The organism is Pandoraea sp. ISTKB (assembly GCF_001721285.1).
Lineage (GTDB): Bacteria > Pseudomonadota > Gammaproteobacteria > Burkholderiales > Burkholderiaceae > Pandoraea > Pandoraea capi.
Map to the genome: position 1 here is coordinate 60,976 of NZ_MAOS01000039.1, position 12,292 is coordinate 73,267.

Below are 12,292 nucleotides of genomic sequence, written 5' to 3' on the forward strand. Positions count from 1 at the left end.
ACTCGAGATTGCAAGTGGCCTCAGGATGACGGGGCCGAAAAAGACCGTCGCCTCCGATTGGGCCAGTCGGCACGTCCGATCGGGCCAAATGCCAGCCAGGCCCGCTATGCCGATCCGCGCCGGGACTGGTATTTTCCCGAGCATGGCGCCGCAGGCAGGATGTCTCGCGGCCGCACGGCGCGACGCCTCCCGATCTGCCTTGAACGGCTATACTGACAATTCGATCGCCTCGCAGATGTGGCGCTGCCAGCAAAATCGTGCTGGAATGGGCGCAGAAATCTGTCGTTGCCTTCGCTCATCCTTGGCAGGCCCGCACCATCAGGGGAACGTAGCGTGAAGCCCTATCCGACCGCCCAACGTCATCTCTGCGGAGATCGTATCGCCGACGTCCGGCATGTGTCGGTCGGTGAATACCGGACGCAACCGCACACGCATGACGACGAGTTCATGTTTCTGTTGCCGCGCACCGGGCAACTAGTGCTCAACGTCGAAACGAATGCGTCGCCGGTTCGTGTCTCGCCCAAATCCTTTGTCGTCGTGCCGCCGCGTCGTATGCACGACACACGGGGTTATCGCGTGGGTCAGGCGCATGTCGCGGTCTACGTTGCGAGCGACTTCGTGTCGTTTTGCGAGCGCAAGGCAAGTCGTAAGCTCTCGTGTTCACGTGTGACGATCTGGTCAGCGCCACTACTGCTGCTCGACGCTGTGCGCGTCGCCACGACGCAACCCTCACCCGATGCTGCCTTTTCCTCGGAGCTCGCCATTTTTCGCGCGGATCTCGCTGCGCAGACACTGGCGGCAAGCTGTGTCGAGGCCGGACTGACGTCGGCCCCGCTGCCTGCCGACCGAGGGGATGCGCAAGGGGAAATCGTGCGCGACATCCGAATGTTTCTCGACAGCACGCTCGATCAACCCGTTTCGCTGGATCGCATCGCATACGAATTCGGCTTGTCGCGCCGCACATTGACGCGACTCTTTCGCGATCTCACCGGCGAGACCGTGGTCGATTACCAATCGCGCCGTCGGGTCGAAGTCGCAGTGGCGTTGCTGAGCGCTCCGGGCATGACCGTGCTGAGCGTGGCGGCAGCGGTGGGGCTCGACTCTCCGTCCTATCTGGCACGGCTTTTCAAGAAGTACGGATACGCCCCGCCGAACGCCTTCAAACATCTCCACTCCCGATGATTGGGCCTGACACCGCCTGATACCGCCAGACGCTTCCGATGTTTCCCACATCGGATAGCCGTTCAATCCCGTGGTGGCCGGAGCACCATCTTGAGCAACGCGGGCAACGCCAGGAGTACGAGTGGCATTTGCACGATGAGCCCCGCGATAATGGCGATCGCGAGCGGCTGCTGCATCGCCGAGCCTTGACCGATGGCAAATGCGAGGGGCAGCAACGCGAGGATGGCGGCCAACGTCGTCATGGCGATCGGCCGCAGTCGGTTCTGTCCGGCCACAATCAACGCGTCTTCGAGTGGCATGCCGTCCCGCAGCAGACTCTGAAGCTCCGAGACATAGAAGATCGCCACCTCCGTCACGATGCCGATGATCATCGTCATCCCCATCATTGCGGTGATGTTCAATTCGATACCAGTCATCCAGAGGCCAATGAAGACGGCGCCGGCCGCCAGCATCGGCATCGCCAGCACGGCGGCGGCGACCCGGAAACGCTCGTACAGGAACAGCAAGAGCGCAAATATCAGCGCCACGGCGGCGCCGAAGACGACCATCAAACCGTGAAACGCAATTTGTTGCTGTTCATAGAGTCCGCCGAGCGCGTAATAGGTACCGGGCGGCAGCAGTCGTTGTGTGTCGAGCATTTGTTTCACGTCGCCGATCACTGACCCGAGATCTCGCCCGCTGATACGTGCGGTTACGGCGACCATCGGCTTCAGATTATCGCGCCCGATTTCCGGCTGACCGGTCACCGGAACGATAGTCGCCACCCGATCCAGGGGAAACAGGCGTCCGTCCGGCGCACGCAGCAGCAATTGGGCGAGCCCCGTGTCGGTCAGGGCCTGTGCACCCGCCAGTTGGACTCGGATACCGATGGATTTGACGCCGACCTGATAGTTGGTCGCGACATTGCCCGCCAGCAGGTCCGAGACTTGTTGCGCGACCCATTGCGGATCGACACCCTGCCCCGCCGCTGCGTCAGGATGAATTTGAATGTCGAGGGCATCGCCGGCAGGATTGATGCCATCGTTGACGTCGACGACGCCGGAGACGTGTGCGAGCGCCCCGGCGACCTTGCGTGCGGACGCCTCCAGCACGGCCTGATCGTCGCCATAGATCTTGATCTGCACCGGTTGGGGAACCGCCGTCAGATCGCCGATCAAATCTTCCATCAGTTGCGCAAATTCGACGCTTACCCCCGGTACCTTGGCTTCCACTTGCGTCCGGATGTCGTTCATGACCGTATCGATGGGCTGCCGGCCGGTCGATTTAAGTCGGACAAAGAAATCCCCCCGATTTGGCTCGCCCAGACCGCCACCGAGTCCGGTCCCCGTGCGCCTCGAGTATGTCTGCACATTCGGGTTGGATTGCACGATCTGCTCAATCTGTCGCACGAGCCGGTCGCTCTCGGTGACCGACGTGCCGGGCGCCGTGTGATAGTCCAGCACAAACCCGCCCTCGTCCATGCTGGGCATGAAACCGCTTCCCACCTGCGTGAAGGCGAATGCTGCGGCGGCGAGGAGTGGCACGATGCCGAGCAGCATGCGCCACGGACGCAGCGTCAGTCCCTTGATCACGCGGGTGTACCGGGCGTCCATCCATTGCGAAATCTTCCCGCCATGCTCGGCGTCGGCATCCTTTGCGCTCAACCAGCGATCGCAGAGCAGCGGTATCGCCAGCCAGGTCACGCAGAACGAGACGAAAAGCGCGCTTGCCATCGTGATCGACAGCGCTTTGAAAAACGCCCCGGTCACCCCCGTCAGGAAAGCGAGGGGAACAAAAATGATTAACGTCGCCGCTGACGAGCCGGCAAGCGGGCGCGTGAATTCAAGGGCTGCGGACATGATGCGGCCATGAAACTTTTCCGCCCCATGCTCGTGCATGCGACGCACGATGTGCTCGATCATCACAATGGCGTCGTCGATGATCAACCCGACGGCTGCGGCCATGCCTCCCAGGGTCATGATGTTAAGTCCCATCCCGAACAGATGCAGCACGAGCAACGTCGCTGCCATCACGACGGGGACCTGTGCGACGGCAATCGCCGTAATTTTCCAGTTCCGAAGAAAGAGCAGCAACGTGAAAGCGGCGAGCACGACGCCGATGAGCATCGCATCCCGGACGCTGGCGGCCGAGGCGATGACCAGTTCACTTTGGTCGTACCAGTTGGAGAGTTTGACGTCTGCCGGTAACTGCGATTGGAAGGTCGCCAGTTTGGCCTGCACGTCACGTGCAATCGCAACGCTGTTTGCGCCCGGTTGCTGGTAGATGTTGAGCAGCACGGCGTCGCGCCCGTTGGCCGTCACACGAAGCCATTGCGGCACGGTCCCCTGCGAGACGGTCGCGACGTCCGACAAATGGACCGGGCCGCCGGGCGTGTTGGCGACGACTACCCCGGCGAGTGTCTCCGGCGATGTCAGCGACGCGCGTGCGATGGCCAGATACAGCTTGTCGTGGTCTTCCAGCCTGCCGCTGGCGAGCAGCACGTTGCTCGCGCCAACAGCCTTGACGACGTCGCCAATCGCCAGCTTGTAGGCCGCAAGCTGCAGCGGGTCGACGGTGACCTCCAGCTCGTCTTGCGCACCGCCAATGGTCTCGACTCGCGCCACACCCCCCACCGCCGAGAGCAATGGACGCAACTGGTACTGCGCCAGGTTGTAAAGGGCTGACGGCGAGCGACTGGTGCTTGTCAGGCTGTAGGCGATGATCGGAAACACCGTCGGATCCATGCGGCGCACACGTGTCGCGGTCCCCGCAGGTAACGACGGCAGCGTTTCTGCGATGGCCGACTGAATCTGGAGTGTGGCGAGCGCCATGTCAGTGCCCCAGTCGAAGTTCACGGCGATTTCCGCACTTCCCCGACTCGTTCGGGACTCGACGCCCCGAACATTGGGCGCACGGTGAAGGGCTTCCTCCACTGGCATGGTGACGAGCGCAGCCATTTGCTCCGCCGGGCGATCACCGGCATCGAGGGAGACGACCACTCTCGGAAATGCGACATCCGGGAAGAGCGAGATCGGGAGCTGCGTCGACATCAACGCTCCCGCCATCGCGATCATCGAAACGACGAACAGCAGCGAGCGCCGGTGCGCCTGCATCCATTGCACGAAATGCATCACTGTCCTCCCGCAACGGATACGGTCATGCCTTCGGTCAACTCGTAGTTGCCGGCAATGACGACGGGCGCTCCACTCAGCAGATCGCCGTCGACACCGTACTTGTCTCCCGCGTCGACCGCCGGGCGAACGGCAATGCGGTGAGCCCGGTGCAAGCCATCGATCTGGAAGAGATACGCGCCGTTGGCGTCGCGTAGCACCGCGCTTCGAGGCACGACCCAATGCTGCGCCGGGCCGGTCTCGATCGTTGCGCTCACACGGGTACCCGGAATCAATCCCTGGCTGTCCGGCGCGATCGCCGTCACGACGACCGCTTGTGTGACCGGATCGATGGCAGCGCCGATCGTGGCGACGCGGGCGGTGATTGCGCGGCTCGCAAGATTGGCGGCGACGGGGCGAACGTCGATCTGGTCGCCGGGACGAATACGGTCGGCCAGCGAGGGCTCGACGTTCAGCACGATATTCGGGATCTGCGCGCGCTGCGAGTCATGCGCCAGCAATCCGAGGGGCGATCCGCTCGCGACCTGATCGCCCTGCCCGGCACTGAGTTGCATGATGACCGCGTCGAAAGGCGCACGAAGCGTTTGCGTACCGTTCGTTGCGCCGACACGTTGCTGGACAGCCTCGGCCTGTACGGCGTCGTCCAGCGACTTTTGTGAAGCGTCGAGCTGAGATTGGGTGGCCAGATGGGCGTCGTACAAGGCGCGGGTATGCGCGAGATCCCGTCGGGCTGCGGCGAGTGCGGTGCTTGCCTGATCGTGTGCGAGCGTGGCGGTGGCATCCGCCACCACATCCATCAGCGGCGCCCCTTTGCTGACCCGTTGCCCCGGTGCGACGCGCAAGGTGGCGATCCGAACCGTATAAGGCAGCGTCAGGGACTGAACTGCGGCGCCGGAAGCGGCCACCGCCCCGTACGCGCTGACTGGTTGTGCGATGACGGCCTGCCGGACCGGTGATGTCGTTACCGAGACCGTTGACGCGTCTGCCGCAGCGCTACTGCCGAAGCTGGCGAGCAGACAACCGATCCCCAGCAGAATGGTTTGCCCCACGGCAAGCAGTCGAGGGCATGCGTTGGCCCGTCGGCCCGATGTCGGGCGGCGATTATTGTTCATGATTCGGTTCCTTGGGTGCAGCGCTTGCGGGCACCATGGCAATTCCCGCAAGCGTTTCGATAGTGATGTCCTGCGCCTCGACGGCTTCACGAAGCGACAAGGCTTCAATGGATTTGGCGAGCCACGCCAGACGCGTGTCGGTATAGGCGCCAAGGGTCAGATTGCGTGCCTGATAGGCGTGCGCTGCGTCGTCACTGGCTTGCGACAGGCTCGGGAGCACCTGCTCCACCGCGCGAAGCTGACCTTGCGAAATGGCGCGATCGGCGCGTAGTCGCGCGATGTCGGCGTAGGCCTGGTCCAGCCGGATCTGGTATTCGTCGCGCAAACGCTGACGCGTCGCGGATTCGATCGCGACATTGCCCTGATTGCGATTGAAAATCGGAAGACTCAGATTGATCTGAAAGCCCGAGGTATAGACATTCGACGTATCTCGCGCTCTCACAAACCCGACGGAAAGACTGGGGAACTGCTTCAGGATGGCCTGTCGGTATTGCACGTCCTGCGCGGCGTACCCTTGTGCCAGCGCCAGCAGATCCGCACGACGCCCTGCCAGATGCCCGACGGCGTCGTCTAATGCAATATCGGGGGCTGCGGCTTCGCGTTCGCCGCCGATGAGCGTGAGTTCGGTATCGGGCGCCAGACCGAGCAGCGCATTGAGGTCGGCGTGCGCCTGGAGCGCGGCATGCTGGAGGTCGGTGTATTGCTTGTGGGCGTCTTGCGCAGCGGTCAGTGCGGCACTCACACTGTCAGACGTCATGTTGCCGGAGGCGACCGCCGACCGGTACGTGTCGTATCGAGTCTGCGCCAATGTGTCGGCTTGCCGTGCCAGCGGCAGGAGTTCGTCTTGCGTGCGAACCTTCACGAACAGACGACGCGCCTGTGCGATGACCTGTTGTTCCTGCCAGAGCAGCCCGAGGTCGAGTTTCTCGACGTTATGCGTCGCGGCGGCTTTCGCTCCCGGTATCGAAGCGATCGCCATGAGATCCATGCTGACGCCGTAATTGAATGCACGGGTCGAATCTCCGGGGCCCGGCGTCACATAGTCGCTGGAAATGCCTAACTGCGGGTCCGGGAGCAGACCCGCCGCATACGATTGCGCGTGCGCGATGCCGAGATCGTCGCGTGCGAGTTTCAGGTCGGGATTGTTCGAGACGGCCAGCATGGCGATCTCGATGCTGTCCAATCCGTCCGATGGGTCGAACGGATGACTTGCCAGCGCGGGGAAACGCAGTGTCGCGCGATCGATGGGGATGCGACTGACGTTTGACGGCGCGGCAGGTTGCGTCGGCAGAGGCGCCGCACGATACATCGTGCAGCCGCCGAGCAGGGCGACGCCCAGTAGCATCGCGCCGGCGATGTGACGGTAAGCGCATGATCTTGAGGGCAATCCGGGCCTCCAACGGCAAAGAGTGGTGACGTTGGGGCGATTCTAGAAAGTGCTGCCTTAAGAACTGCTTAAGCTCGGGCGGCCGCAATGTCAGGCCGATGCGCCTGAGAGGCCATCGCCCTTCCTCGACTGGCTAAGCGATTCTTAAGGGAAGCAGTGGCAGAATGAGCCTTTGCCAAGCTTGCTCGCTGGCGACTCAGGTCGATCGACGCGGGCGGAGGCAGAGATATTGGGGAGGAGGCAATGAGGCTACTGCTGGTCGAAGACGATCCGATGATCGCCGAGACAGTGCAGGACGCGATGCGCAGCGAAGGCCACGCAGTCGATTGGGCGGCGGATGGGCGGGCGGCCGAGTTGTCGCTGGGCAATGCCGTCTATGAGCTTGTGCTCCTCGATCTCGGCTTGCCCCGGCAAGACGGCATTGAAGTACTCAAGCGATATCGCAAGTCGGGCGGGACCGCGCCCGTGCTGATTCTAACGGCACGCGACGCCCTGACGGACCGGGTGCAGGGACTCGACGCCGGGGCGGATGATTATCTCGTCAAGCCCTTCGAACTCGACGAACTGGCAGCCCGCGTCAGAGCGCTGGCGCGCCGGCGCGTCGGGCAAGCCTCTCCGCGCTATGAGCATGGCGCGCTCACGCTCGACCCTGCGGCTCACACGGTCTTGCTCGATGGGCAGGCCGTCGAACTGCTCCCACGGGAATTCGCGTTGCTGGCAGCGTTGATGGAAGCACCGGCACACGTGTTCACGCGCAGGGAACTCGAAGATAAGCTCTACGGTTGGGGGGACGAGGTGGGAAGCAACACGATCGAGGTTCACGTTCATGGCTTGCGGCGCAAGATCGGCGCACACCGCATCGCTACCGTTCGTGGTGTGGGATATCGCATGGCGCTCGTCCAATGAAATCGATTCGTTGGCGCCTGATCATCTGGCTGGTGGCCGGGCTGGTTCTGCTCGCGCTCATCGCCGGGTACGCGCTGTACCGGGCTGCGCGCCACGAAGCAGCCGAGTTGTTCGACTACGAATTGCGCACCGTGGCCTTGTCGTTGCCAGTCACGCAGGAGGACGGCACGACGGCAAGGACACCTGACCCCGCCGACTGGGGCGGCCTTGCCGAGGATCGCTTGCTGATACAGCGGTGGGAGCGGGAGAATGTGCCGCAGTATCACAACGAGGCGGCACTCTCGATGCCTCGCCTGCCTCCGGGCTTCCATGACAAGGAGTGGGACGAGACTCACTGGCGCGTTTACGGCATCCAGCTCCCGAATCGATATGTGCAGGTCGCGCAGCCGATGACCGTTCGCGACACGCTGGCCATCGATATGGCGCTGCGCATCATCGCGCCTCTGTGGATGCTTGTGCCGCTCATTATCCTGTTCGTCTTATGGGTTGTGTCGAAGGGGCTTCAACCGATCTCCGCGATTTCCCGCTCCGTTGCACAACGTTCGTATGAGTCGCTCTCGCCGTTGCGCTTCGATCAGCCGATTCCCAGCGAGATCGCCTCGCTGGTGAATTCCCTCAACGATCTGCTCTCCCGTCTGGATCAGGCGGCGTCCGCACAGCGCGTTTTCATCGCTAACGCCGCTCATGAATTGCGCTCCCCGCTGGCGGCGCTGAAGCTGCAATTGCAGCACGCGAATCTTCACGGCGCGTTGGGCGCTGACCCTGCGGTCGTCGCGAAGCTGGAAGGCCGGCTCAATCGTCTGATCCATCTCGTTCAGCAATTGCTGGACCTTGCCCGGGCCGATGCGGAACGGGTGGACATCGAGAATGTTGTGGACATTCGGACGATCGCGGAACATGTGGTGGCGGACTATTCCTTCACAGCGGAAAGCCGGGGCGTCGATTTGGGGTTGGTGGCGAGCGATGGTCCGATATCTGTCCACGGGGACCCGACCGGTCTGACGATGCTGCTGGCGAATCTCGTCGACAATGCGCTGCGCTATACCCCCGAAGGCGGCGCCGTCGATGTGCGCGTGTCGAGGGATCGGCAAGCGGTGACGCTTGCGGTGATCGACACCGGGCCGGGCATTGCGTCGGAAGAGTTGGAGAAGGTCACAACGCGTTTCTATCGCGGTGCCGACGCGGTTGGACAAGGCAGTGGTTTGGGGTTGTCGATCGCGAGCCGGGTCGCAGAGCGGCATGGCGCCCGGCTGGTTCTGGAGAACCGATCCGATCGTACGGGGCTGATGGCGCGCGTTTCCCCGCTTTCCGTGGCAGACGCAGGTATCGACTGAAACAGAAATGGAACAAATACTTAGCTTGCGCGCGTTCGTTGCGGTGGCCGACCAGGGTTCGTTCTCCGCCGCAGCGCGCATATTGAACGTCGTACCGTCTGTCGTCACGAAGCGCATCAATGAACTTGAAGCGTCGATCGGTGCGCCGTTGTTCCTCAGAACTACGCGATCCGTCACCACAACGCCGCTGGGTGCCGATCATCTCGAACGCGCGAGGCAACTGCTCGACGAGCTGGACGCGCTCATCGGCGAACCGTCTGTCAACGCCGAAGATATCGAGGGCCGTTTGAAATTGAAGGTCCCGTCTGCACTCGGGACCCTTCGACTTCGAGAGGCGTTCGACACGTTCCAACGCCGCTATCCGAAGATCGATCTCGAGATCGCCTTGCTCGACCGGCATATCAGCCCCGTGGAGGACGGTTTCGATCTGGCGATCGGCGTGGTTCAGCATCATCCGGGCGGTGTGGTCGAAGAGGTCCTCCGTCCGCTGCAACGTCTGATGTGTGCTTCACCCGACTATCTGGCGCGCCGAGGAACACCGACGCATCCGCGTGAGCTGACAGGCCACGATTGCATGACGTTCTTTCCAACGCAGACGGAATGGGTGTTTGAAAAAGACGGTGCCGTGGTCAGGATTGCCCCACAGCCCAAGTTCACCTCGAATGACCTGCTCTTGCTGCTGAGCGCCGCAGTGGAGGGAAACGGCCTGACCCTCATGCCCGATTATGTCGCTGAGCAAGCGCTAAAGGCGGGAACGCTTGTTCAGGTGCTGACGGACTGGACTGTGCCGCCGGGTGAGATCCTAGCCATCATTCCGAAACATCGCGCTGCCGATCACGCCTTGCGTGCCCTGGTCGACGTCATACGGGAAGCCCTAGGCGGGCATTCTGCTCAGCCACTCGATCAGGCCGCGGATTCGCGGTAAGTCGACTTTGGTGTCGGGGACCGACGCCGTGACCCATGTCTCCACAGGGGCATAGTCGCCCATCAGCGGTATCAGCGTCCCTGCTGCAAGCGCCGGTCCGCAAAGGTACGTCGGCAAGAGTGCAATCCCCTGCCCGCGTGTTGCCGCATTCAGAATACCTTGACCGTCGGCACTCATGAGGCGCGGTGTCACGTCGACAGTCACGGCCCGTCGATGCGCACGAAACATCCATTTCTTTCCTACCGAATCCGGCGCGAGTGTCCAATGTCGTTGCAGCTCGCGCGGATGCGACGGCTGTCCATGCCGCGCCAGATAGTCAGGAGCCGCGCAAAGCACAAAGCGGCAGACGAACAGCGGGATCTCCGTCACGCGCGGATAGGCACGCGACTGGAAATCGATGCAGATGTCGAACCCCTCCTCATCCGGATTCACAGAGCGTTCCAGCAGGACCACTTCCATGCGTAGCCCGACATGGGCTTTCAGGAACGAACTGAGTACGGCCGCCAGTCCGCCCTCGGCGAGCTCCGGCGATATCTTGATCCGGATCAGCCCCGCCGCACCGGGGCTCTCCTGACGTAACGACGCCATCAGATCGTCGAAGTTATGGACCAGCGTCTGAAGACTCGGAAGGATTCGCCGACCACCTTCCGTCAACGTCACGCTACGTGTGGTGCGCTTGAGCACCTCAAGCTTGAGGTGCCACTCCGCCGCGTTGACGCGCTTGATCATCACCGACGGTGACGTACCGGCTCGCCGAGCCGCTAGAGAAAAGCTCTCGCAGTTCGCCACCAGGACCAGTGAACGAAGGCTTTCGAGAAGATCCATGATTATTCTCGATACGGAATAAGTCTTGCGTCAATTTAGGCGATTGTAGTGGATTCGTTGCGAAGCTACCATCGCTTCAATTCCTACATTTCGCGAGACACGCCATGCTGTCGTTCAAAACCGCCGAGACAATTCTCGAGCCGGCAATCGCTACCCCCGTGGTCGGTAAGTTCGATGTGATCGTTCTGGGCGGCGGCCCCGCTGGCATTACCGCGGCGGTCGCCGCTGCACGCGCCGGTCACACCGTCTTGCTGGTGGAGCGTTACGGCTTTCTCGGGGGGATGGGCACGGCCGCCGGCGTCACCAATTTCTGCGGCCTCTATGCCAACGTCTTCGGTGAGATTCGTCAGGTAGTGCATGGCGTGGCGGACGATTTCCTTGCCGGCATCGATAAGCTCGGGGGGCTGAACGCCCCTCACCTGATTTTCCAGAAGACGTACGGACTGGCCTACGACACTTCGGCATTCAAGATGGCCGCAGACGAGCTCCTGCTCGACGCCGGCGTGGAGATACTGTTTCACGCGCTGGCGGTCGGGGTCATCATGAGCGACAGCGAAACGATTCGCGGCCTCGCACTGGAAACCAAATCGGGGCGTGGCATCGCGCTGGCCAGCATGTTCATCGACTGCTCGGGCGATGGCGACCTTGCCGCATGGGCTGGCGTCGATTACGAAACCGGGGACTCGACTGGCAATACCCTCTATCCCTCGACGATGTTCCGCCTGAACAGTGTCGACAGCGATCGCGCCATCGCCGCGTCAAAGGAGATGGATGCCCGGATGGCCGAAGCCGAAAAGCACGGGTTCCGCTTCCCCCGAAAGACGCCGATCGTCAAGCCGCAGAAAAACAGCATCGAGTGGCGCGCCAACGTGACACAGATTGCCAACGAAGACGGTACGGCGATCAATGGCGTCAATGCCATACAACTGAGCGCCAGCGAGATCGAGGGGCGTCGGCAGATTGCAGACGTGTTCCGTTTCCTGAAGACGGTACCGGGATTCGAACAGTCTTATATCGTGGATATTCCTCCGCAGGTCGGCATTCGCGAAACTCGACGGATCGTTGGCGAATATCAGTTGACGGAGGAAGATGTCATCGGCTGCGCAAGCTTTTCGGACACGATCGGCGTGAACGGTTGGCCGCTGGAACTGCACGAAGCCGGCGATGTGACGTTTCGCTGGCAGCCGATTCCCGACTCTCGCGGCTTTAATCAGCTTCCTTATCGCATGCTGGTGCCGCATCGCATCGACAACCTGCTGGTTGCCGGTCGTTGCGCATCGATGACGCATGAGGGCCAGTCGGCGGCGCGCGTCTCCGGCGCCTGCTTCGTCATGGGGCAAGCGGCGGGCACGGCTGCGTCGCTGGCCATCGCGTCCGGATGCTCCCCTCGCAACATCGACGTGACACGGCTTCAGGCCGAGCTTGAGCGCGACGGCGCATATCTGGGCCGCGATCTCTGATCGGGCTTCTACATCCAGGCAAAAGAATGGTGTCGCGAAGGCACCCAAGCC

9 protein-coding genes are annotated in these 12,292 nt (G+C 62.3%); 5 read left to right on the forward strand and 4 right to left on the reverse strand.

The window, feature by feature from the left end; all coding sequences use genetic code 11:
* The first annotated feature begins 333 nt into the window (after window positions 1-333).
* Window positions 334-1,182, forward strand: coding sequence for an AraC family transcriptional regulator (locus A9762_RS15195; protein ID WP_069342850.1), 849 nt, complete (start codon window positions 334-336; stop codon window positions 1,180-1,182).
* Between the two features lie 62 nt (window positions 1,183-1,244).
* Here A9762_RS15195 and A9762_RS15200 read toward each other — a convergent pair whose 3' ends face one another.
* The 3 genes from A9762_RS15200 to A9762_RS15210 are packed head-to-tail and all read right to left on the reverse strand — an operon-like array spanning window position 1,245 to window position 6,791.
* Complete coding sequence (locus A9762_RS15200; protein ID WP_069342851.1) at window positions 1,245-4,292, reverse strand: efflux RND transporter permease subunit; 3,048 nt, start codon at window positions 4,290-4,292, stop codon at window positions 1,245-1,247.
* Complete coding sequence (locus A9762_RS15205; protein WP_069342852.1) at window positions 4,292-5,404, reverse strand: efflux RND transporter periplasmic adaptor subunit; 1,113 nt, start codon at window positions 5,402-5,404, stop codon at window positions 4,292-4,294. Before A9762_RS15205 ends, A9762_RS15200 begins: the two co-directional genes overlap by 1 nt.
* On the reverse strand, window positions 5,394-6,791 hold the full coding sequence (locus tag A9762_RS15210) for a TolC family protein (RefSeq protein WP_371443009.1): 1,398 nt from the start codon (window positions 6,789-6,791) through the stop codon (window positions 5,394-5,396). The genes A9762_RS15205 and A9762_RS15210 overlap by 11 nt, the downstream gene beginning before the upstream one ends.
* A 243-nt stretch (window positions 6,792-7,034) precedes the next feature.
* On the opposite strand from A9762_RS15210, the gene A9762_RS15215 reads away from it, so the two are divergent.
* The 3 genes from A9762_RS15215 to A9762_RS15225 are packed head-to-tail and all read left to right on the forward strand — an operon-like array spanning window position 7,035 to window position 9,956.
* Window positions 7,035-7,697, forward strand: coding sequence for a response regulator (locus A9762_RS15215; protein WP_069342854.1), 663 nt, complete (start codon window positions 7,035-7,037; stop codon window positions 7,695-7,697).
* Complete coding sequence (locus tag A9762_RS15220; RefSeq protein WP_069342855.1) at window positions 7,694-9,031, forward strand: ATP-binding protein; 1,338 nt, start codon at window positions 7,694-7,696, stop codon at window positions 9,029-9,031. The genes A9762_RS15215 and A9762_RS15220 overlap by 4 nt, the downstream gene beginning before the upstream one ends.
* A gap of 7 nt (window positions 9,032-9,038) precedes the next feature.
* Complete coding sequence (locus A9762_RS15225; RefSeq protein ID WP_069342856.1) at window positions 9,039-9,956, forward strand: LysR family transcriptional regulator; 918 nt, start codon at window positions 9,039-9,041, stop codon at window positions 9,954-9,956.
* On the opposite strand, the gene A9762_RS15230 is transcribed toward A9762_RS15225, so the two are convergent.
* Complete coding sequence (locus tag A9762_RS15230; RefSeq protein WP_069342857.1) at window positions 9,906-10,781, reverse strand: LysR family transcriptional regulator; 876 nt, start codon at window positions 10,779-10,781, stop codon at window positions 9,906-9,908. The genes A9762_RS15225 and A9762_RS15230 overlap by 51 nt on opposite strands.
* Before the next feature lie 104 nt (window positions 10,782-10,885).
* Here A9762_RS15230 and A9762_RS15235 point away from each other — a divergent pair, with 104 nt between their 5' ends.
* The gene (locus A9762_RS15235; protein ID WP_069342858.1) at window positions 10,886-12,241 is read left to right on the forward strand and encodes an FAD-dependent oxidoreductase; all 1,356 of its coding nucleotides are present in this window, start codon (window positions 10,886-10,888) and stop codon (window positions 12,239-12,241) included.
* The last annotated feature ends 51 nt before the right edge of the window (window positions 12,242-12,292 follow it).

Bases quoted from the DNA above. Each gene is read 5' to 3' on its own strand.
- A9762_RS15200 (WP_069342851.1), bottom strand. From the start codon at position 4,292: ATGCATTTCGTGCAATGGATGCAGGCGCACCGGCGCTCGCTGCTGTTC.
- A9762_RS15215 (WP_069342854.1), top strand. From the start codon at position 7,035: ATGAGGCTACTGCTGGTCGAAGACGATCCGATGATCGCCGAGACAGTG.
- A9762_RS15225 (WP_069342856.1), top strand. From the start codon at position 9,039: ATGGAACAAATACTTAGCTTGCGCGCGTTCGTTGCGGTGGCCGACCAG.
- A9762_RS15235 (WP_069342858.1), top strand. From the start codon at position 10,886: ATGCTGTCGTTCAAAACCGCCGAGACAATTCTCGAGCCGGCAATCGCT.
- A9762_RS15205 (WP_069342852.1), bottom strand. From the start codon at position 5,404: ATGAACAATAATCGCCGCCCGACATCGGGCCGACGGGCCAACGCATGC.
- A9762_RS15230 (WP_069342857.1), bottom strand. From the start codon at position 10,781: ATGGATCTTCTCGAAAGCCTTCGTTCACTGGTCCTGGTGGCGAACTGC.
- A9762_RS15220 (WP_069342855.1), top strand. From the start codon at position 7,694: ATGAAATCGATTCGTTGGCGCCTGATCATCTGGCTGGTGGCCGGGCTG.